Consider the following 22516-nt stretch of genomic DNA (forward strand, 5'->3'; position numbering starts at 1 on the left):
GGATCAGGCATAGGCGACGCGCGCGGGGATCTGCAGTTCGACCACCGTGCCGAAGCCGTTCGCGCTCTCGACGATCAGCTTGCCGCCGATCGCCTCGATCCGCTCCTTCATGCCGAGCAGCCCGAAATGGCCCGGGCGCCCGCCATCGGAGATGATCGTTCCGTGCATGCCGATGCCGTTGTCGCGGACATAGGCACCGAAGGTCCATCGACCGAAGCGCACGCCGAGTTCGATCCGGCTGGCCTGCGAATGCGCGACGGCATTGTTGAGCGCCTCGCCCAGCACCGCCAGCAGGTCGTCGATGATCTCTGGCGCGATCGGACGCGGCGTCTGGGTCAGCTGGATCGGCGCGATCCGGTCCTGCGGATACATGCCGTTGCCCAGCAGTCGGGCCAACTCCTCGCAAAAGTCACGCACCCGCGGTGTGCGCAGCCCCGTGACGCGATCGCGGCCTTCGACCAGCACCTCTTCGGCCCGTTCCAGCGCGGGCTGCAGGATCGCCTGGGCCTCGGGATCATGTGCAAAACGGTCCGCAACTGCCTGAAAACGCAAGATCAGCCCCTGCACGCCCTGAATCATCGTATCGTGCAGCTCGCGCGCGATCCGTTCGCGCTCGCTGGTGCGCACCAGCATCCGCACGCGCACCCGGCTGCTGACCTGCTGTAGGCGCAGGGTGTAGAGCAGATAGAGTAGGCCCAGAAGCGCGAGCAGCGCGAGCGAGCGGAACCACCAGGTCTGGTGGATGGCATGCGCGATGGTGAATTCGAGCACCGCAGGTTTGCGGCTCCACACCCCATCCTCGTTGGCGGCCATGAGTTCGAAGCGATAGTTGCCAGGTCCTAGGTCCGCAAAGGTTACCGTCCGGCGCGACCCGGCATCGATCCATTGATCCTGCTGTCCGATCAGCCGGTAGCGGAAGCGCGCACGGTCGGGCGCGGCGAGAACGGTGGCGGTATATTCGATGGCGAGCGCGGTGACATTGGCGTCGAGGCGGATGCCTGGCTGCGCCATCACCGTCTGCTGGCCAACCGTCAGCGCGCGGATCATCTTGTCGGGCGGGCGGGCATTGCGGACGAAAGCCGCTGGGTCGATGGTTTCGATCGTATCGCGGGTGGCAAACCAGATGCGTCCGTCTCGCCCCGCGACGATCTGTGCCCCGGACGATTTCTGGGCGAAGCTGCCCAGGCCCTCGCGAAAGTCGAACAGCCGATAGGGAACCGTGGCACCGGGCAGGGACAATGCGCGCTCGAGATCGGCCGTCTTCAGGCGCACCACGCCCAGATCGCCGATCGTCCAGGTGTCCCCCGCCTCCGTCTGGACCATGCCGTTGATCGAACTTGCCCAGGGATAGCGGCTGGAGGCAAGCAGCGGTTTGCCCCGCAGCAGCGGTGCAGCCAGCCCTGCCGCACCGCTGGTATAGAGGGTGCGTCTGCCGGGCAGCAGCCCTTCGATACCATCGCTGGCCACTGCCCTGTCGTCCAGCGCGACAAACGGCAACGCGCTCCTTTCCCGCGGTGCGTCGCCCCGGAAATGAATGGCAGCGCGCCCATCGGCCATGATCGCGACATTGCCGGGAATATGCGTCTTGCCGACCACCCCCGGCCATGCGCGCGCCTTTTCCCGTTCGAGCACGAACAGCCCCTTTTGCAGCGCGGGCAGCCAAAGCCGTCCTTCAGCATCCTCGCCGCAGGAATTGGCGGCGAAGCTGTCAGGCAGCGGCGAGACCGAGCCGACCCTCCCCCCGAGCCAGCGCATGGCCTTGCCGCGCAGCACGATCCAGATGCCCTCGCCCCGCGCCCCACAGATCGCCTCGATCACGGTCGGCGAGGTGAAAATCGCGCTGGCCTGCTCGCCGGGGCGGATCTCGAACAGCGTCGTGTCGTTGGCGGCATAGACTTGGCCGGCGCTGTCCGTGGCCAGCATGCGGTTGGTCGCAGGGTCGCTCGGCACGCCCAGAGCCGGGCTGATCGGCACCTTGCGGACCATGTTCAGCCCCATCTCGCCGCCGATCCAGACATTGCCCTCGCGATCCTCGAACACCGCCCGCACGGGGTCCGACAGCAGGCCGTTGCGCGTCGTGAGATGCGCCACGGTTCGGGTCGATCTGGCGGGCGTGCGGACCCGAAACACGCCGTCGCTCCAGGTGGCAATCCACAGATCGCCCTGTCGGTCGAACACGGTGCGGATGCCGAAGGGAATGGCAAAGCCAGCGCTGTCGCGGATCAGCTGGCCGTTCCTGGCAATCGGGCGCGTGCGCGTCTTTTCGGTCAGCCAGATCGTGCCATCGGGTGCCTCGGCCAGGGTGGCGCGGGGTTCGGTAACGATGCCCGTCGGCACGAACCGATCGGCGTTCGCGACCTTGCGATAGACCGCATCCTCTATCGTCAGCCACAGCGTCCCGTCGCGCGCGAACAACGGGTGCCAGGCCGGCTTTTCGGGCAGGCCTGAACGCACATCGAATTCGGTCCAGCGCCCTTTATGCCAGCGCGCGAGCGACTGGGTCCCGCGCCCGCCGCGGGTGACCCAGATCGCCCCATCTGGCCCTTGCGCAATATCGCTGACTTCGCGCGACGGGTTGGGCATGCCCGCATCAGCGAGCCTGCCGCCCCGCCATACCATCATGCCCTTGCGGCGCGCGAGGCCGATCCATAGCGTCCCTTCGCGCGCCGCCAGCAGCCGGGCGACCACGATGCGGTCGGGATCGGTCGGGCGCGGGCCAATGCGTTCGAAGCGGATGCCGTCGAACCGGAACAGCCCGTCGACCCCGCCGATCCACAGAAAGCCGTCGCGCGACTGAGTGATCGCATTGATCCGGCTGGGCGAGCCTTCCTCGAGTGACCAATGGTGCAGCTTGTAGCCGGGCAGCGGCATGACGGTTTCGCTTTGCGCCGCGATCGGTTGCGCTCCGCATAGCGGCGCAAGCACGCCACCCAGCATCAACGCCAGCGCAGCGCGCAGCGCCTTCTGCCGTGCACCATCAAAGCTCAATCATGCCCCGCTTGGCCGCCGTGGTGACCGCATGGGTGCGATCGCGGACCTGAAGCTTGCCGAAGATGCTCTTGATGTTCGACTTGACGGTTTCCTCGGCCAGGCCGAGCTTCCAGGCGATCTGCTTGTTGGGATGCCCGCCCGCGATCAGCTGCAGCACCTCGATCTCGCGCGGGGTGAGTGGTTCCTGGATGGCATGCAGCGCGATATCCTGCGCCACATCGGGGTGCAGATGCCGCTGCCCGCGATGCACCGATCGGATCGCGCCGAGCAGTTCGCGGCGCAGGCTGCTCTTGAGCAGGAAACCGGCAGCGCCAGCACGCAGCGCCGCCATCGCCATGGCATCGCCCGAATAGGTGGTCAGCACCAGGATACGCGCATCGGGCCTGATCGCGCGGATGGCCTGCATCGCCTCGACCCCGCCCATTTCGGGCATGCGCAGGTCCATCAGCACCACATCGGGCAGCAGCGCCTTGAACTGTTCGATCGCGCCTGCGCCGCTGGTCGCTTCGCCCGCGACCTCGAGATCGGGCTGCGGCTCGATGATCGCGCGCACCCCTTCGCGCAGGATCGGGTGATCGTCGACGATCAGGATGCGGATCGGGGCTGCTGCAGCAGCGGTCATCGGAGAAATCCTGCCTCGGTCGCTGGGTCTGAGCGCGCTGCGGCGCCGGAATCCCTCCCTATCATGGCAGGGTGCCGTTTCGAAGCACCCAAAATCGGGGCGAGACTTCACCCGATCGGGTGTATCGGCGCGCGCCGGTTCCGATCATCCTCCTGGACGCATCAAGGGGACATGGCATGACCGGAAATCCGATCCATCTCGACCGCCGCCAGTTCATTGCCGCAGGCTCCGCCATGACGGCCCTCGGCGCTGCCCCTTCGCTCGCAATTTCCCCCCGCACCCCGGCTTCAGGAGAACGCAACATGGGTACGATCACCACCAAGGACGGCACCTCGATCTTCTACAAGGACTGGGGGCCGAAGGACGCGCAGGCCATCGTCTTCCACCACGGCTGGCCGCTCAGCGCAGACGACTGGGACAACCAGATGATGCATTTCCTGCTCAAGGGCTATCGCGTCATCGCGCATGACCGGCGCGGACACGGGCGCTCCAGCCAGACCGATAGCGGCAACGAGATGGACACCTATGCCGCCGATGTCGCCGCGCTCACCGATCATCTCGACCTCAAGGGCGCGGTGCATATCGGTCATTCGACCGGCGGCGGCGAGGTCGCCCGCTATGTCGCGCGTGCGCGTCCAGGCCGTGTCTCCAAGGCGGTACTGATCGGCGCGGTCCCCCCGATCATGCTCAAGACAGAGGCCTATCCCGGCGGCCTGCCGATGGAGGTGTTCGACGGCTTTCGCGCCGCACTGCTCGCCAACCGCGCGCAGTTCTTCCGCGACGTCCCGAGTGGCCCGTTCTACGGCTTCAACCGCCCCGGCGCGGCCGTCAGCCAGGGGCTGATCGACAACTGGTGGCGTCAGGGGATGATGGGCGGCGCCAAGGCGCATTACGACTGCATCAAGGCCTTTTCGGAAACCGACTTTACCGAGGACTTGAAGGCCATCGAGGTGCCGGTGCTGATCCTGCACGGCGAGGACGACCAGATCGTGCCGATCGCCAATTCGGCCGAGCTGGCGGTGAAGCTGGTCAAGCGCGGCACGCTGATCACCTATCCCGGCCTGCCGCACGGCATGGCCTCGACCCATGCCGACGTGATCAACGCCGATCTGCTCAAGTTCATCAAGGGCTGATGCGATGACCTATACAAGCCGCATCGACCTTTCCGACCATGTGCGCAAGCAGGCGAGCGCACTGTTGCAGGCGCGCCTGTCCGACGCGCTCGACCTGGAGGCGCAGGCCAAGCAGGCGCACTGGAACGTCAAGGGCCCGCATTTCCTGCAGCTGCACCAGCTGTTCGACGCCGTGCATGACGAGATCGAGCAGTTTGTCGACCTGCTCGCCGAGCGCATCACCACGCTCGGCCATGTCGCGGACGGACGGGTGACGACCACCGCATCGGCCACCACGCTCTATGGCTATCCGCTCGAGGCCGCAGGCGGCGAAGCGCATCTCAAAGCGCTGGCCGGCAGCCTGGGCGCGTTCGGCAAGGCGGTGCGCGATGGCATCGATCAGGCTGGGGGCATCGGCGATGCCGACACCGCCGACCTGTTCACCCAGATCTCGCGCGAGACCGACAAGCAGCTCTGGTTCCTCGAAGCGCATCTCCAGGCGCATTGAACCCCATCCCCCAAGGAGAAACCCCCATGACCTTCCGTTCGCAAAAGCTGATCAACGCTGATGACACGCTGTTCATCTTCATCGACCATCAGCCGCAAATGGCCTTTGGCGTCACCAGCATCGACCGCCAGCTGCTCAAGAACAACACCGTGGCGCTGGCCAAGGCGGCGAAGCTGTTCGGCGTGCCGATCATCCTGACCGCGGTCGAGACCGAGTCCTTTTCCGGCTATATCTGGCCCGAACTGCTCGACGTGGTGCAGCAGAAGCCGATCGAGCGCACCTCGATGAACTCGTGGGATTCGGACGAGCTGGTCGCGATGGTCAAGGCGAGCGGCCGCAAGAAGCTCGTCATCTGCGCGCTGTGGACCGAGGCGTGCCTGCTCTTCCCGACGCTTTGTGCGATCGAGGAAGGCTTCGAGGTCTATTTCGTCGGCGATGCCTCGGGCGGGACCTCGCTCGAAGCGCACGAGGCGGCCATCCGCCGGATGGAGCAGGCTGGCGCGCATCCGCTGACCACGATCAACGCGATGCTCGAGCTCCAGCGCGACTGGGCGAACCGCGATACCTATGACGGCATCATGGCCATCGTGCGCGAGCATATGGGCGCCTACGGCATGGGCGTCGATTATGCCTATACCATGGTGCACAAGGCCCCGCAGCGCGGCAGCTTCGCGCACGAAGCGCCGCATCCCGAAGGTCACTGACCGTCGCCCCTGATCCCGACCTCGAAGACGGGAGCTCCTGCCCCATGAAACCCTATCTCGTCGCGCTTGGCATCGGTCTTCTGGTCGGCGCACTGTACAGTCTGCTCGGCACGCGATCGCCCGCCCCTCCGGCGATCGCGCTGCTGGGATTGCTCGGCATGCTGCTGGGCGAACAGGCGGTGCCGCTGGCGAGACAGGTGCTCAAGGGGCAGGAGGTCATCGCCTTCTGGAAGGCGAACTGCGCTGCCCGCGTCACCGGGGTACCGCCAGCGTCGAAGGACCCGTCATGACCGCGACGCGCCGCGAGACGCTGACCGGAGCGCTCGCCGCTTCCGCCCTGTCGCTGCTTCCGGGCACCGCCGCTGCCCGATCGACCGGAAGGCCCGTAGCCATGCCCGAAGACCTGATCATCGTGAATGCACTTGTGACGACGCTCGACCGCGACAACCCACGCGCACAGGCTGTGGCAATCCGCGACGGACGCTTTCTCGCGGTCGGATCGGAAGCCGAGATTCGCGCCGCGGCACCTGAAGCCAGGGTGATCGATGCCGGCGGGCGGCGGCTTATCCCCGGGCTTATCGACAGCCATATGCACATCATCCGCGGCGGGCTGAACTATAACATGGAGCTGCGCTGGGACGGCGTGCCGACGCTGGCCGATGCGATGGCGATGCTCAAGCGCCAGGTCGATCGCACGCCAGCGCCGCAATGGGTCCGCGTCGTCGGCGGCTTTACCGAGCACCAGTTCGCCGAGAAGCGCCTGCCGACGCTCGAAGAGGTCAACGCCATCGCGCCCGACACGCCGGTGTTCATCCTGCACCTTTATGATCGCGCGCTGCTCAACGCGGCGGCGCTGCGCGTCGTCGGCTATGGCAAGGACACGCCCGACCCGCCCGGCGGTGAGATCGCGCGCGATGCGCACGGCAACCCCACCGGCCTGCTGCTCGCCCAGCCCAATGCGACGATCCTCTATTCGACCCTCGCCAAGGGGCCCAAGCTGCCCGAGGATTACCAGATCAACTCGACCCGCCATTTCATGCGCGAGGTCAATTCGCTCGGCGTGACCAGCGTGATCGACGCAGGCGGCGGCTTCCAGAACTATCCCGACGATTATCGCGTGATCGAGAAGCTGCATGCCGACGGGCAGCTGACCGTGCGGATCAGCTACAATCTGTTCACACAAAAGCCGAAAGAGGAGCTCGCCGACTTTGCCGGATGGGTGAAGCAGGTGAAGCCCGGTCAGGGCGACGACAGCTATCGCCACAATGGTGCGGGCGAGATGCTGGTCTATTCGGCCGCCGATTTCGAGGATTTCCGCGTCGCCCGACCCGACATGCCGCCGTCGATGGAAGGCGATCTGGAGCCGGTGATCCGCCTGCTCGCCGAGCATCGCTGGCCCTGGCGGCTGCACGCGACCTATGACGAGACGATCGGCCGCGCTTTGGCCGTGTTCGAGAAGGTGAACCGCGACATTCCGCTGACTGGCATCCCCTGGTTCTTCGACCATGCCGAAACGATCAGCGAGCGCAATATCGACCGGATTGCGGCGCTGGGCGGTGGGATCGCGGTACAGCACCGCATGGCATTCCAGGGCGAATATTTCGTCGAACGCTATGGCGCGGCTGCCGCCGAACGCACCCCGCCAATCGCGCGAATGATCGCGGCGGGTATCCCCGTCGGCGCGGGCACCGATGCGACGCGCGTGGCGAGCTACAATCCCTGGGTCTCGCTGTCCTGGCTGGTCACTGGGCGCACCGTCGGCGGCCTCGCGCTCTATCCCGATGCCAACCGCGTCGCCCGAGAAAAGGCGCTGGCGATGTGGACACACGAAAATACCTGGTTTTCCAGCGAGACCGGCAAGAAGGGGCAGATCAGGGCTGGTCAGCTCGCCGATTGCGCCTTGCTCTCGGCAGACTTCTTCGCAGTGCCGGAGCCCGAGATCGCGCATATCCGATCGGTGCTGACGCTGCTAGGCGGGGCGGTGGTGCATGGCGAGGGCGACTTTGCCCCGCTCGCCCCTGACCTTCCCCCGGCGATGCCCGATTGGTCGCCCGTCCGAGTGTTCGGCGGCCATTATCGTCCCCCCGCCGAGACCGCTGCACTGGCGAGCGCGTGCGGCTGCGCATCCTCCTGCCAGATCCACGGGCACGACCATGCAGCCGCCCTGGGCGCTGATATTCCCGCGAGCGACGTCCAGAGCTTCTGGGGCACGCTCGGCTGCGGCTGCTGGGCGGTCTGAACGATGCACGCGCCCCTGTCCTCCACGTTTGCCTCGATTATTTGGTCACCGGTGACCGGCCTGCTTGCCCGGTTGTTGCTGGTCAGCGCCTATCTGATCGGCGGCTTCACCAAGCTGGCCGACTGGCCTGGGGCGGTGGCCGAGCAGGTGCATTTCGGGATGAGCCCCCCGGCCTTATGGGCCACTGCGACCATTGCGGTCGAACTCATCGGCGCGGCGCTGATCCTTTCCGGGCGGCTGATCTGGCTGGGCGCGGGCATGCTCGGAGTCTTCACCCTGCTCGCAGCGCTGGTCGCCAATGATTTCTGGACGATGCAGGGCGAGGCGCGTTTTCACGCGACCAATGCTTTTTTCGAGCATCTCGGTCTGGTCGGGGCGTTCGCCCTCGTGGCCAGGCTGTCATGGACCGCCGCGCCACAATCTCAGGATCCGTAAGTTGCGACGATCCGACACCCCTTCCGAAAGCGCGATGCCATGAACCAGTCCCTGCCCCTCCAGACGCCGTCGCCCCTGGTCCGGCTGCTGCTGGTCCTGTCCGCCACCACCGGAATGGTCGATGCCGCGAGCATCCTGGGGATGGACAAGGTGTTTACCGCCAACATGACGGGCAATGTCGTCTTTGCCGGTTTCGCCGCGGTCGGGGCGCAGGGCTTTCACGCCCCCTACTATATCGTCGCGCTGGCAGCGTTCATGGCAGGCGCGGTGATCGCCGGACGGATATGGCGGATGCGCGCCAGGGGCCGGCTGAGCCGCTGGTTGGTGATCGCGGCCATGGTCGAAAGCACGATGCTGGTCCTGGCAGGCGGACTTGCCCTGCTGTTCGAGCGGACCGCCGCCACCACGCCCGCCACGCTTTCGGTGCTGATCGCACTGACCGCCGGAGCGATGGGGTTCCGCAACGCGGTGGTGCGGCAGTTGAAGGTGCCCGATCTGTCGACCACGGTGCTGACGCTGACGATAACCGGCCTCGCATCGGATTCGCGGCTGGCCGCGGGCGACGGCGCGAACCAGCGGACACGGCTGGCGGCGGTCGCCATGATCTTTGCCGGAGCCGTGCTGGGGGCACTGGTGGTGCTCAACTGGGGGCTTGGCCCCTCCCTGATGCTTGCAGGCGGTATCGTCCTGGGCAGCACGCTGGTCTTCGCCCGCCACCCACAGATGGCCGAGCTCGACCGGGGATGAGCCCCAGCCGCTTGCTGCGGCGGGCCGCGACGGCGCTGGTGGCCTGGATGGCGGCAGCCACCCCCTTTCCTGCTCTCGCGCAAGATGGGCCGCAAGCGGTTTCGACCAGCATCACCGGCGAAGCGAGGCTGCGCCATGAGGCCTATGCCGATCCGGAATGGGGCAAGGCGCCCGATGACGGCTATCTCTGGTTGCGCGTCATCCCGATGGTCAAGGCCGAGGCGGGACCGGTGGGTGTCGTCGTGCAGCCGATCCTCGCCTATGCCCGAGGTGTCGCGGGAGGCGCGGGGCCGGTCGATCGCACCGGCATCGATCTGGTGCAGGCCTATGCCGATCTCACCCTGCCGCTGGACGACCGGACGAACTTCGGCGTGCGGGGCGGTCGCGCGCTGATCGCGCTTGGATCGGAGCGCCTGGTCGGCAAGCGTTACGGCCCCAACGTTCCCCAGCCTTTTGACGGCCTGCAGGTGAACCTCGCGCGCGGAGCCGCGCGGCTCGACCTCCTTCATGTCTGGGCGACCGAGATCGGGCCGGGCGATTTCGACGACGGCTCGGTCCGCCGCCGCCGGTTGCGCAGCGCCTATCTGACCATGGAGCCCGCACCGGACGTGCATTTCGACCTCTACTGGATCGGCTACACGGACCGCACCGCGCGCTTCGGCGATATCAGCGGGCGGGAGGAGCGCGATACCTTCGGGCTCAGGCTGTTCGGCCAGCGTGGAAGGCTGGCCTGGAACTGGGAGACGATGATCCAGCGCGGCCACTTCGCCGGCCAGGCCATCCGCGCCTGGTCGCAGGCCACCGAAACCTCGGTCCGCTTTCCGCTAGTCCCACTTTCGCCGCTGCTGCGGCTGCGCGCCAATATCGCCAGCGGCGACCGCTCGCCGACCGACCGCCGTCTGGGATCGTTCAACGCGATGTTTCCCAAGGGCCGCTATTTCGGCGAACTCACCCCGCTCGGCCCGCGCAACATCGTCAACGTCAATCCCGGTATCGTCCTCGATCCCGGCAGCGGCGTTGCAGTCGAGATCAACCTTGCCGCGTTCTGGCGCGCATCGCGCTTCGAAGGGATTTACGATCTGTCTGGCCGCGAACTGCGTGAGCCCGGGACGGCACGCGCCCGGCATATCGGTAACCTGGCCGAAATCGGCCTTTCCGTCGATCTTCCGCGCGGGCTGACTCTCGCCGCTTCGGCGGGAGCGTTCACCGCTGGCCCTTTCATCGAACAGACCGGAAGCTCCGGCACCATCTGGATGGCCGGAGCCGAAATGACCTGGCAGTTCTGAGCCGCACGAACACTTGCCCTTCCGTGCAACTAATGACGCTGGCCGAGCCGACCGTCATAGCGCTCGAACTTGCCCAGCCCGACAAAGCGCACGCTTGCCCCCGTCAGCCCATCGAGCAGATAGACGATATCCCCTGCGCACAGCATCGAACCGCTTGTGCGGACATGCATGATCTGACCTTCCTGCAGCATATCGGCGTTGCCGCGAACGCGGTTGATGAACTGGCGGCGGCTGGAGATCTGGTAGACGATACCCGTGCCGGCGATGATCCGGGTCGCGCGCACCTGCGCGAGCGCGAGGCATTCGGCTGTCGCGGGAAGGCTGACCGGCTGATCCTCCGGCACGGGCGGCACGAAAATCAGGTCTGCGCTGGGGACAAGGTCCGCGCCTGCCTGTCCAGGCATCACGGCCTGGAGTGCAGCAGCGATCAGGATCAGCACGCGCGACAACAGGGCACTCCAACCTCCCGCCCCAGCAGGGAAATGCACCTTGAGGGAACGGCTAGCACAACGCTTCCCTCAAGGTGCACCAGGTCCAGGGGGCATTTGGACCGCGTCAAGCCAGCCGGGGGTTATGGCCGCTTGCAGGGGGAAGACGTCACCCACCGCGCGATCCCGCATCGATTTTCCGTTCGCCGAATAAAAATGGCATCTCGCTTACGGTTTGGTATCGGGCGTGACGTCTGCCAGCATGTGCGCCACCCCAAATGTCAGCCTAGCCTTGCCTGAATCCGGAACATCGCCGCCCTCGCAGGGTCTTCAAGCTTTGCTGCTGGCAGAGCGGGAGGGCTTTCTGCGCTTTTTGCGGGCGCGCGGCGCGGGCGATGCCGCCGAGGACATCTTCCAGGATACCTGGCTGCGGCTGGCGGCAGCGCAGACCAGCCCGATCGCCGAGCCACGCAATTATCTGTTCCGCGCGCTCAACAATGTGATGCACGATCGCTATCGCTCGGCGCAGCGCGCGCGCAGACGCGATGGCGAATGGATCGAGATCAACAGCAGCGATGCCGAAGCCTCGGACGCGCCGCTGCCCGACCGCGCGCTCGCGGCGCGACAGGCGCTGGCCGAGGCCGAGGCGGTGCTGCGCGCCGAGGGCGAGCGGGTGCTCGACATCTTCCGCCTGTTCCGCATCGAGGGCCTGGGCCAGCGCGCGATTGCCGAGCATCTCGGGCTCAGCCTCAGCACGGTCGAGAAGGATCTGCAAAAGGCCTATCGCGCGCTGATCCGCCTAAAGGAGATGCACGATGCGGAATGAGCCCGGCGGCGACGTCCATGTCTCAGGATGGTCAGCATGACAGACACGAACGAACATATCCGCCAGGAAGCGCTCGAATGGGCATTGGCCTCGCAGGAGGCCGATTTTGCCGGCTGGGATGCGCTGACCGCTTGGCTCGAGGCCGATGCGCGCCACAACCAGGCCTATGACGCGGCGATGGCCGCCGGGAGCTGGATGGCCGATCTGGTCGCGGCTGTCCCTGCCCTGCCGCAACCGGCGAACGACGAGCAGCCCCTGCCGCCAGCCAGCGCGCGGAGCTGGCGGCGCGGTTATCTGGCGCTGGCGGCCGCGATCGTCGCGATCATGCTGATCCCGCTCTGGCAGATGCGGCCGCAGCCCTACAGCGTCATTACCCCGAACGGCCAGACCAAGACGATCGCGCTCGAGGATGGCAGCCGCATCCTCGTCAACGGCGGCACCCGCCTCACGCTCGACCGGAACGAGCCGCGTTTCGCCAGGCTCGAACGCGGCGAGGCGATGTTCATCGTCCGGCACGATGAATCCGATCCGTTCGTCGTTGAGGCGGGCGATGTGCGTCTGGTCGACGCAGGCACCGCCTTCAACGTGGTGCGCAGTGGCGCCGGGCTGGACGTCGCGGTGTCGGAAGGTGCGGTGATCGTCAACCCGGACGGCGAAAATGTCCGCCTGAACCCCGGGCGGCGTGCCCAGATCGATGGCGCGAGCGGGCGCATCACCGTGTCCGATATCGCGGCCCGCGAGATAGGCGGCTGGCGATCGGGCCAGATCGCCTTTGCCGATGCGCCGCTGCACGAGGTGGCGCAGGCGCTCGAACGCACATTGGGCGCAAGCGTGACGGTTTCGCCCGACCTTGCCGGAGCGCGGTTCAGCGGCATCCTGCAGGTGGCGGGGCGCACGCCCGATGCCCTGCCGCAGATCGCCCCGGTATTGGGCGCACGTGCGGTGCGGCGCGGACAGGGTTGGGAATTGGTGAGCATCGATGCACAGCCGTGACGGCCCGCTCAAGGCCCGGTATCTGCTGCCCGCATTGTGCGTGCTGGCGGCACCGGTCGAGGCGCATGCCGAAGCCCGGACGCAGATCGATATCTCTGCCGGACGGCTCGACAGCGCGATTGTCGCGCTGGGGCGTCAGGCAGGGATCAGCATCGGCCTCACCGATCGTCAGCTCGGCGCGCAACGGGTGCGGAGGCTGCGCGGGGTGATGTCCGCCGAGGAAGCGCTACGGCGGCTGCTCGACGACAGCAACGCGCGTGCGGTGCGACTGTCGGCGCGCGACTGGCGGATCGTGCGCGCGGCACCCGCGGCACGCGCGAGCGGAACGCCGCTGCGCCTGGCCGTCGCCGCGCCTGCCGACCTGTCGCCGCCCGTCGCAGAGATCGTGGTCACGGGCGTGCGAACCGCTGCCGAAATCAGCGCCGCGCGCGAGCAAGGCCTGATCGCGCTGGACGGCCAGTTCGCGATCGACGCGCACAATCGCGGGTCGGATGCGCTGGCCGAGCGTGTGCCGGGACTCGGATCAACGCAGCTCGGGCCGGGGCGCAACCGGCTGTTCCTGCGCGCGATTGCCGATACCAGTTTCAACGGCCCCACCCAGGCGGTGGTCGGCCAGTATCTCGGCACCGCGCGGCTCAACTACAACGCGCCCGATCCCGATCTCCGATTGATCGACCTCAATCTCATCGAGATCCGCCAAGGCCCGCAGGGCACGCTCTACGGCGCGGGCACGCTGGGCGGGGTCATCCGGCTGCTGCCCAACATGCCCGACAGCGCGAACTGGCAGGCGGCGCAGTCCGCCTCGGTCGCCGCGACCTGGCATGGCGAACCCTCGTTCGATGCGAGCGCGATGCTCAACGCGCCGGTGATCGAGGGCAAGCTTGGTGTGCGCGCCGTGGTCTATACCGGGCGTGACGGCGGTTATATCGACGACCGACTGCGGCAGAAGAACGACATCAACCGCGTGCACACCACCGGCGGGCGGATCATCGCCAGGCTGGAGCCGGGCGACGGGTGGACGATCGATCTGGTCGGTGCCGCGCAGAACATCGACGGGCGCGACAGCCAATATGCCGACCGGCTGGGCGACCGTCTGAACCGCGCAAGCCCCTTTGCCCAGCCCTTTCGCAACCGCTTCCGGCTGGGCCAGGCCTCGATCGCCAAGGCCTGGGATACGTTCGAGTTGCTCACCACCACCACCATCACCAGCCTCGACCTCGACGAGACGTTCGATGCAAGCGAGCCGGGCCAGGCCCCCAGCCTGTTCCGCCAGCGTGGGCAAACCCGGCTGATTTCAAACGAGACCCGGTTGTCGGGGATGACCGATGGAGGGCTGACCTGGCTGGTCGGAGGCCAGCTGCTCGGCAATCGATATCGCATCCGCCGCGCGCGGGGCGAACTCGCGCGCGTGTCCGCCATTTCGGGGATCGAGAACCGGGTCGAGGAGGCGACCGGCTTTGCCGATCTCGCCCTGCCCCTGACCGGGAGGCTGGTGCTGATGGCGGGCGGACGTCTAACCCATGCACGGCTGTCGGGCGAGGCGCTCGAACAACCGCTGACGCTCGATGCCTTCCGCCTCGCGCGCAGCCGCAGCCAGACCGCGTTCCTTCCGAGCGCAGGGCTGCGCTATCGCTTTTCCGATGCGCTGTCGGGCCATGTCCGCTATCAGGAGGGCTTCCGCCCCGGCGGGATCAGCGTTCGCGACGACATGATCCGGCGCTTCCTGCCCGACAATGTCGCTGCCATCGAGGCCGGACTGGCGCTCAACAGCGGCAATTTCAGCGCCGATGCGACATTCGCACACACCCGCTGGCGCAACATCCAGGCGGATCTGATCGACAGCGACGGATTGCCCACGACCGAGAACATCGGCGATGGACGCATCATCACGCTCGACGCCAATATGGCGTGGCAGCCACTGCCTGGTTTCACCATCGAGGCATCGGGCGTTTGGGCCGACAGCCGCCTGACCCAGCCTTCGGCGCGCATCTTCCTTGTGTCCGCCCAGCGCGGCAACCCGGTCAGCACGGCCGTGCCGGAGGGCGCCGTGATCGTCGATGGCGACGACCTGCCCAATGTCGCGCGCCTGTCGGGACGGCTCGGCGCGAACTGGAAGACCGAGACCCAGGCGGGCGAGACCCTGACACTGGCTGGGTCGCTGCGCTATGTCGGCAGGTCGCGGCTGGGCGTCGGCCCGATCCTCGGCGTCCGCCAGGGCGATGTGCTCGATACCAGCCTGTCGGTGGAGCTATCGCGCCAGGGCCGGTCGATCTGGATCCGCGCGTCGAACCTGCTCGACAGCCGCGGCAACCGCTTCGCCATGGGCTCGCCGTTCACGCTTGCGCAGGGCGATCAGATCACGCCCTTGCGGCCGCGCACGATCGCCATTGGCGCCGATTTCTCGTTCTGAAATCCGGATTGCCACAAATAATTGCTACTGAATGACATTTGCATTGCGGGTTTCGCGTCCCGGCATCGTCTGAGGGAGAGAACACACTCCCCGCTTCCGAAAAGCTGAAAGGACGATCATGCGCCTCTTGCTGGCCTGCACCTGTTTGACTCCCGTTACCCTGCTCCTCCCGCTGCAAGGTGCCCTTGCCGAGACCACAGTCACCACCGCGCGCACTACCCCCATCGCCACCGGCAGCGCCAAAAATGGTGGCGCGGACAGCATCAAGATCACTTCTGCCGGTTCGATCAAGCCGACATCGGGCGTCGCGGTGACGATCAATTCCAACCATGCCGTGATCAACGAAGGCACGATCCAGCTGACCGATGCCAGTAATGCGGCGGGAATCGTCGCCAATGCGGGGGTGGCTGCCAATATCACCAACAGCGGCACGATCACGATCGACGAGACCTACAAGGCCACCGACAGCGACAAGGACGGCGATCTCGACGGGCCGTTGGCGCAAGGGCAGAACCGCTTCGGCATCCGCACGCTCGGCGCGCTCACCGGATCGGTGGTCAACACCGGAAGCATCACCATCGGTGGCAATGCGAGCGCGGGTATCAGCCTAGAAGGACCACTCACCGGATCGCTGACGCACAGCGGCGCAATCACGGTGGTGGGCGACAGCAGCACCGGCATCCGCGCCGGGGCGGTCTCGGGCAATGTCGCGCTGACGGGCAGCGTATCGGCGACGGGAGCCAATGCGATCGCGATCGATCTTGCCGGTCCGATCGGCGGCGCGCTCACCATCCAGGGGGCGGTGACCGCCACCGGCTATCGCAGCACCACGGCACCTGCCGATACCAGCAAGCTCGATGCCGACGATCTGCTCCAGGGTGGCCCGGCGCTGCGCATCGCGGGATCGGTCGGAGGCGGCATCCTGTTCGACATTCCGCCCAAGGACCTCAAGCCCGACGACAAGGACGAGGACAAGGACGGCGTCGAGGATGCCAAGGAAGGCAGCGCGAGCGTGATCTCCTATGGCGCCGCGCCCGCCGTCCGCATCGGATCGGCAACGCAGGAGGTCGCTATCGGTGCGGTCGCGGGCACTGCCGCAGCGGGCCATGGCTTCGTCAATAACGGACGGATCGAGGGCAATGGCGTTTACAAGGACGTCGCCGCGACCGGTATGGCGATCGGCGGACTGGGCCAGAAGACCATGATCGCTGGCGGCATCCTCAACAACGGCACAATCGCGGCGAAATCGAATGGCGGCAATGCCACCGCGCTGCACATCGGCGCACTGGCGAGCGTTCCTGCGCTGCAGAACAGCGGCACGATCGAGGCGACCGGCGGCTCTGCCGCGACCACCCAGGTGCGTGCGCTGGTGATCGAGAGCACCGGATCGATGACGCGGCTGACCAATAGCGGCCGCATCGCCGCCACAGCCGCCACCGACGGCGCGGCAGGGGCGATCATCGACCTGTCGGGCACGCTGGCGACACTCGACAATAGCGGCACGATTGCCGCGACCGCCGCCAAGCCCGGCGAGGGCAAGGCGGTGGCGATCGACCTTTCGGCCAAGGCCAGCGGCGCGACCATCCGGCAAACTGCGGCGAGCGCGGGTGCCAAGCCGTCGATCACCGGCGACATTCGCCTCGGCGCGGGCAATGATCTGGTCGATATTTCCGCAGGCACCGTCACCGGCGCGATGCGCTTCGGCAATGGCGCCAACCGGCTGCTCGCCAGCGGCGACGCCGCGCTGGTAGGCAATGCGACGTTCGGCAGCGGCGCGGACACTGTCCAGCTTGCGGGCAAGGCGAGCCTGGTCGGCGCGCTCGATCTGGGCGGAGGCGCCGATACGCTATCGCTCGGCGGCACCTCGCTGTTCCGCGGTACGCTGGCCAATGCCGGCCAGGCAGCGGTCACGATCGCAGGCGGCACGCTGCAGCTGACCGCGCCTACCACCGTATCGCTCGCGTCGCTGGCGGTGAGCGACAAGGGCACGCTGGGCGTGTCCATCGATGGCAAGACCGGCACCGCAACACGCATCGTGGTGGCGGGCAGCGCGACCATTGCTGCAGGATCGAAGCTAGCGGTCACCCTTACCAGCATCGGCAAGTCGGCGGGCACGTACCAGATCCTGACTGCAGGCCAGCTGACCGGCAGCGCTAACCTGACGAGCGCCGATGTCGTGTTGCCCTATCTGTTCACCTCGACGGTGACCGGCAACGACACGGCAGGCACCGTGAGCATCGCGATCAAGCCCAAGGCGGCCAGCGAGCTTGCCTTCACGCGGTCGCAGGCGCGCGCCTATGATGCGGTGTTCAAGGCGGTGGACAGCGACGCCGATGTCGCCGCGAGCCTGCTCGCCACCACCACCGCAGAACAGGCGCGGGCGGTGATGCAGCAGATGCTGCCCGATCATGCTGGCGGCACCTTCGCTACGGTCACGCAGGGCTCGCGCGCCACCGCGCGCTTCCTGACCGATCCGGCTGCCGCCTATAGCGACCAAGGCAATTGGGGCTTCTGGCTGCAACAGACCGTCTGGGGCAGCGACAAGGACCGCGGCCAGACCGCATCGTTCGACACCTCCGGCTGGGGTGCGACCGGCGGGGCGGAACTCAAGGCGGGCGATTTCGGCGCCATCGGCTTGTCGATCGCCTATCTGAACGGGCGAAACGACAACAAACAGACCGGCGGCGAAATCCGCGCGAACCAGTATGAGCTCGCGGCACACTGGCGCGGGCAATGGGGTCCGGTGCGCGCATTCGTGCGCGGATCGGCGGCGAAAATCGATTTCGGCGGAACGCGCCGCTTCGCGCAGATGCTGAATGGCAAGCTGGTCGAGCGAAGCGCCAAGGGCGACTGGTCGGGCGATCTCTACAGCGCTTCGGCTGGGCTCGGCTATGAAGCACGTATCGGTAAGCGCCTGATCCTGCGTCCGACGGCGGTGATCGACTATTACAAGCTGGACGAGAATGGCTATGCGGAGACCGGCGGCGGTAATGCCTTCAACCTGATCGTGGACAAGCGGAGCAGCGACGAGCTGGCAGTCAACGGCACGCTGGTGGCGGGATACGAGTTCGGCAGCCTGCGCCCTGACGATGTCTGGATCCGTGCAGAGATCGAAGGCGGTCGCCGCCAGATCATCGGCGGTTCGCTCGGCGAGACCACCGCCCGCTTCAAGGACGGTGCGGCCTTCACGCTGCTGTCCGACGCACGCAGCGATGGCTGGATCGGCTGGCTGCGGCTGGTCGGCGGGCAGCAGGGCTTTGCGATGGCCGGGGAAGTCGGCGCCGAAGAGCAATATGGCAATCTCGCGCTCAACGTTCGCGTGTCGCTCAGGATCGGCTTCTGACCACGTGGTTCGGCCTCGGCCCCGGCCTCTATGCAAGCTGGGCCGGGGCCGAACCGCTTCATCAGCGCGACAGGCATGGCGCTATCCAGCAGCGACGAAACTCAATTGACTCTTGGCATATTTATTTTACCACTCGTCAAACATCCTTCGCGATGGGAAACAGAGAGGATCATTGCCGGTCATGAGCCAAGCCGTCGTCGTCACCTGCGCCATCACTGGCTCGCACCAGGATTTCCACAAGCACCCTGATTATCCGATCACCCCGGCGCAGATTGCGCGCGATTGCATCGCGGCATCGAAGGCGGGCGCAGCGGTCGCGCATGTTCACGCGCGCGATCCCGAAACCGGCTGGCCGTCGATGGATACCGCACTGTACCGGGAGATCATCGACCGGGTGCGCAGCGCGGACTGCGACATCATCCTCAACCTGACGGCGGGCGAAGGCGCTGTGTTCGAACCGCGCCCGGACGATCCCAATCGCAACACCGACCGCGGCAATCTCGCTTCGCCTGCCGCACGCGTGGCGCATATCGAGGCGTTGCAGCCCGAAATCTGCACGATCGATGTCGCCACGATGAATTTCGGCGAGTTCGCCTTCATCAACATGGCGCGCGACCTTCGCGTGATGGCCGATCGGATGATCGCAGCGGGGACCCAGCCCGAGATCGAAGTGTTCGATATCGGGCACGTCGTGCTCGCCAATCGCCTGATCGAAGAGGGCCATCTGCGCGCGCCGTTCCTGTTCCAGCTGTGCCTCGGCATCGCCTATGGCGCGCCTGCGACGCCGCAGGCCATGGCGCTGATGGCCTCAATGCTGCCCGAAGGCGCGGTGTGGAGTGCCTTCGGCGTCGGTCCCAAGGAGTTCGACATTGTCGCCACTGCGGTGACGATGGGCGGCCACGTCCGGGTCGGTCTGGAAGACAATATGTATCTGTCGCGCGGCCGGTTCGCGACCAATGCCGAACTGGTCGACCGCGCGGTGAACATCGTCGGCATGCTCAACCGCAACGTCGCCACGGCCGACCAGGCGCGCGAGATCATGGGTATCAGCGCGCGCCGAAAAGGACTGTCCGCAGCAGCATGATTCCCGGCATGACTTGACGCCCGCCTGGGCTGGCCGGAATGATGGTGCCGCAAGGTTCGCAAAAAGGCGTTAAATGACCCAGCGTGTGAGCATCAATGCGGTCAGCCATGCCGAGCGTCAGAGCGTGATCCACGCGATCGCCACTGCCCTCGGCGAACTCGGCGGCTGGATCGATGACGTGCATCTCTTCTCGAACATTTCGGTCGCGATCCGCAGCTTCCTGCCGCCGGACCGGGTTCAGCCATTTGGCGAGCGACTGGCTGGGCTGGGGCTGAAACTGTCCGACTCCGCCCAGCGCGACCTCGCGGCATTCGCCGCCGCGCCGGGCTCGGCTGTGGAGGTGCTCTGTACCGTCCAGATCACCTTCTTCCACAGCGAGCCCGATCTCAGGCGACCGGTTCCCAGTGTCCCGGGCTGAGCCCGGCAAGCGCACCAGATCTCAGTAGCGCACGCTGAACTCGATCCCGTACGTGCGCGGCGCGGCGTAGAAGGCCGAGGCGATGCCGTTGGGGCCTTCGTTGACCGTTTCGAAATAGGCCTTGTCCCCCAGATTTCGGCCATAGAGCGCCAGGCTCCACGCGCCTTGGTCCGGCGCGATCGTGAGGCGCGCATTCCACAGCGAGAAGGCGCGCTGCGCCGTAAGATCGCGTTCGAACTCGCTGAAGAACATCTTGCTGCGGTGCACGAACTCCACCCTGGGCGTTACGCTGACGCTTCCGACCTCAGCCGCATATTGCGCAGCGAGGTTGACCGTGTGCCGAGGCGAGCGCGGCAGCGTGTTGCCATCGAGCACGATCGTCGGCGGCGCGAGCGCGTTCTGGAAGCTGTCGTTATTGGTGAACCGGTCATAGGTCGCGTCGAGATAGGCATAGGATGCGCTCAGCTCGAGCGCGGGCACGGGTTGTGCCAGCAGCTCGGCCTCGAAACCCTTGACCGTCGCCGCAGCCGCATTCTGGAACCCGGCAGACAATCCGCCATTGCCGGTCGAGATCACGCCGAAGGCCTGCAGATCGGTATAGTCATAATAGAAGCCGACCAGGTTGAACTGGGCGCGATTGTCGAAAGCCCGCGCTTTCAGCCCCGCCTCATAGGCCCAGATGAACTCGGGCCGCACGGGTCTCTGGCCGAAGGTCAGGTTGGAGTTGCCGGGCTTGAAGCCGCGCGTGACCGATGCATAGATCATCGTCCTATCGGCCAGGTCATATTCGAGCGCCAGCTTGGGGGTGAAGGCGTCCCAGCTATTGTCGACCGTGGCAATGCCGCCGATCGGGATCACGCCCAATATGCCGCCGAGATCGAACAGCGAGCTGTCGTCCAGACCCTGCCCTTCCTTTTCATCACGCGTGTAGCGTGCACCGGCGACGACCCGGAACCGATCGGTCAACGAATAGGTCGCCTGTCCGAACACCGCATAGGAACGGCTGCGGATGTCCTGGGTCAGCGTCTGGCGGAACTGGATCGGGCCGGTCGAAAAACCGGGGAACAGCTGGAAGCTTTCGGCCGTGATCGTCCTCAGATCGTAATTGCCGATGGCGTGCTCGCGATAATAATAGGCCCCGACCACCCATTTCAGCCGCCCCTGGTCGTCGCTGAGCAGCTGGATTTCCTGGCTGAACTGGTTCGCAGTCTCGTTCGTCCGCGTGAACGAGCGCGGATCGCTCGAAGCGCTGAGCGAGTTGAGCGCGCGCCAGCTATTCTCGCGATAGGCGGTGATCGTGCGCAGCGTCAGCTCGCCGATGGGAATTTCCATGCTATAGGTGAGTCCCCAGGATTCGCGGTCGGAGCGATTGGGCACGCCTTGCGCCACCCGGTCGGGATCGGTGGTGAAGATGGTGCCGGGAGGCGCACTGGGCGAGACCGACCTTGCCCCCAGAAAATTCTGCGGCAGCTGCCCTGCCGAGGTAAAGGTCTGGTAATCGGCGATCAGGCGAAGCACCAGATCGGACCCATTGGGCTGATATTGCAGCGTCCCGCGGATGCCGTTCAGCTCCTCGCCCGGAATCCGCGGCCCGTTCGTCACGATGTTGCGGCGATAGGGATCGTGCTTGTCGACGATCCCGGCGACGCGAGCGGAAAAGCCTCCCCCCAGCCCACCGCTGGCAAAGGCCTCGAGCTTGATGCGGTCGTAATTCCCGTAGCCCATGATAGCGCCGACCGATAGGTCCTGCGTGGGCTTGGCCGAGTTGATGTTGATGGCGCCGCCGGTGGCATTGCGTCCGTAGAGCGTGCCCTGCGGACCGCGCAGAACCTCGACGCTCTCAAGGTCGTAATAGGCCTGCACCGCCGAGGCGCGGCCGATATAGACAGAGTCGATATTGGTCGCGACGCCCGATTCCACCGCCGATCCGGGCTGTGATGTTCCAACCCCGCGCAAGGTGGTGAAGGCAGCACCGTTCTGGCTGAACACCAGCCCCGGCGCATAGAATTGCAAATCGGCCACCGTCGCAATGCCGCTGCGCGCCAGATCCTCGGCATCGATCTTGGTGACGGCGAGTGAGACTTTCTGCGAATCCTCGGCCCGGCGATTGGCCGTCACCACGATTTCCTTGAGCCCGCCATCATCGGTTTCCTGGGCATCGCCCGGTGCCTGCTCTTGCGCCTGAACCGATGTCGCCATCGCGACCAGGCACGCCCCCGCCAGCCAATATGCTGCCCCGGAAATCCGCATAGCCCTCTCCCCTCACAGTGCATGCGCCGCTTGCTGCGACGCTGCGTTTCGCGAAGGTCTAACGGGTTTTCGCCCCATTGGTCAATACTGCTTGACGATGGGCAAGCAAATTATTTGGTG

At 66.2% G+C, this 22516-nt stretch carries 18 protein-coding genes; 14 read left to right on the plus strand and 4 right to left on the minus strand.

Features of this window, described 5'->3' with window-relative positions; all coding sequences use genetic code 11:
* Window positions 1–3: 3 nt before the first annotated feature.
* Window positions 4–2988, minus strand: coding sequence for a sensor histidine kinase (locus tag OPU69_RS11675; protein ID WP_498511210.1), 2985 nt, complete (start codon window positions 2986–2988; stop codon window positions 4–6).
* Window positions 2978–3613: a response regulator gene (locus tag OPU69_RS11680; protein ID WP_498511212.1), complete on the minus strand. Its 636-nt coding sequence runs from the start codon at window positions 3611–3613 to the stop codon at window positions 2978–2980. Before OPU69_RS11680 ends, OPU69_RS11675 begins: the two co-directional genes overlap by 11 nt.
* A 302-nt stretch (window positions 3614–3915) precedes the next feature.
* Here OPU69_RS11680 and OPU69_RS11685 point away from each other — a divergent pair, with 302 nt between their 5' ends.
* The 8 genes from OPU69_RS11685 to OPU69_RS11720 all read left to right on the plus strand — a co-directional run bounded on the left by OPU69_RS11685 (window position 3916) and on the right by OPU69_RS11720 (window position 10644).
* Window positions 3916–4746: an alpha/beta fold hydrolase gene (locus tag OPU69_RS11685; protein WP_060978376.1), complete on the plus strand. Its 831-nt coding sequence runs from the start codon at window positions 3916–3918 to the stop codon at window positions 4744–4746.
* Window positions 4747–4750: 4 nt separating this feature from the next.
* On the plus strand, window positions 4751–5233 hold the full coding sequence (dps, locus tag OPU69_RS11690; protein WP_498511214.1) for a DNA starvation/stationary phase protection protein Dps: 483 nt from the start codon (window positions 4751–4753) through the stop codon (window positions 5231–5233).
* Between the two features lie 26 nt (window positions 5234–5259).
* On the plus strand, window positions 5260–5937 hold the full coding sequence (locus tag OPU69_RS11695; protein WP_498511216.1) for a hydrolase: 678 nt from the start codon (window positions 5260–5262) through the stop codon (window positions 5935–5937).
* Between the two features lie 44 nt (window positions 5938–5981).
* On the plus strand, window positions 5982–6227 hold the full coding sequence (locus OPU69_RS11700; RefSeq protein ID WP_060978340.1) for a DUF1427 family protein: 246 nt from the start codon (window positions 5982–5984) through the stop codon (window positions 6225–6227).
* A 101-nt stretch (window positions 6228–6328) separates the two neighbouring features.
* The gene (locus OPU69_RS11705; protein WP_498511353.1) at window positions 6329–8176 is read left to right on the plus strand and encodes an amidohydrolase; all 1848 of its coding nucleotides are present in this window, start codon (window positions 6329–6331) and stop codon (window positions 8174–8176) included.
* A 3-nt stretch (window positions 8177–8179) separates the two neighbouring features.
* Window positions 8180–8611, plus strand: coding sequence for a DoxX family protein (locus tag OPU69_RS11710; RefSeq protein WP_498511218.1), 432 nt, complete (start codon window positions 8180–8182; stop codon window positions 8609–8611).
* 39 nt (window positions 8612–8650) lie between these two features.
* Window positions 8651–9358, plus strand: coding sequence for a YoaK family protein (locus OPU69_RS11715; protein WP_498511220.1), 708 nt, complete (start codon window positions 8651–8653; stop codon window positions 9356–9358).
* Window positions 9359–9405: 47 nt separating this feature from the next.
* On the plus strand, window positions 9406–10644 hold the full coding sequence (locus tag OPU69_RS11720) for an alginate export family protein (protein ID WP_498511222.1): 1239 nt from the start codon (window positions 9406–9408) through the stop codon (window positions 10642–10644).
* 29 nt (window positions 10645–10673) lie between these two features.
* Here the strand turns inward: OPU69_RS11720 and OPU69_RS11725 are convergent, their stop codons facing one another.
* On the minus strand, window positions 10674–11093 hold the full coding sequence (locus OPU69_RS11725; RefSeq protein WP_060978337.1) for a hypothetical protein: 420 nt from the start codon (window positions 11091–11093) through the stop codon (window positions 10674–10676).
* A 271-nt stretch (window positions 11094–11364) separates the two neighbouring features.
* Between OPU69_RS11725 and OPU69_RS11730 the strand changes: the two genes are divergently transcribed.
* The 6 genes from OPU69_RS11730 to OPU69_RS11755 all read left to right on the plus strand — a co-directional run bounded on the left by OPU69_RS11730 (window position 11365) and on the right by OPU69_RS11755 (window position 20146).
* Entirely contained in the window at window positions 11365–11898 is a 534-nt protein-coding gene (locus tag OPU69_RS11730; RefSeq protein ID WP_498511224.1) for an RNA polymerase sigma factor, read from the plus strand.
* Between the two features lie 36 nt (window positions 11899–11934).
* Window positions 11935–12891: a FecR family protein gene (locus OPU69_RS11735; RefSeq protein WP_498511226.1), complete on the plus strand. Its 957-nt coding sequence runs from the start codon at window positions 11935–11937 to the stop codon at window positions 12889–12891.
* Window positions 12878–15301, plus strand: a complete 2424-nt coding sequence (locus OPU69_RS11740) for a TonB-dependent receptor (RefSeq protein WP_498511228.1) — start codon at window positions 12878–12880, stop codon at window positions 15299–15301. Before OPU69_RS11735 ends, OPU69_RS11740 begins: the two co-directional genes overlap by 14 nt.
* 118 nt (window positions 15302–15419) lie before the next feature.
* Window positions 15420–18644, plus strand: a complete 3225-nt coding sequence (locus OPU69_RS11745; RefSeq protein ID WP_498511230.1) for an autotransporter outer membrane beta-barrel domain-containing protein — start codon at window positions 15420–15422, stop codon at window positions 18642–18644.
* 181 nt (window positions 18645–18825) lie between these two features.
* A complete protein-coding gene (locus tag OPU69_RS11750) occupies window positions 18826–19728 on the plus strand; it encodes a beta-keto acid cleavage family enzyme (RefSeq protein WP_060978332.1) in 903 nt (300 codons plus the stop codon).
* A gap of 73 nt (window positions 19729–19801) precedes the next feature.
* Window positions 19802–20146: a hypothetical protein gene (locus tag OPU69_RS11755; RefSeq protein ID WP_498511232.1), complete on the plus strand. Its 345-nt coding sequence runs from the start codon at window positions 19802–19804 to the stop codon at window positions 20144–20146.
* 21 nt (window positions 20147–20167) lie between these two features.
* Here OPU69_RS11755 and OPU69_RS11760 read toward each other — a convergent pair whose 3' ends face one another.
* On the minus strand, window positions 20168–22396 hold the full coding sequence (locus OPU69_RS11760) for a TonB-dependent receptor (protein ID WP_498511234.1): 2229 nt from the start codon (window positions 22394–22396) through the stop codon (window positions 20168–20170).
* Window positions 22397–22516: the final 120 nt, after the last annotated feature.

This window comes from Blastomonas sp. 34TW (assembly GCF_059803595.1).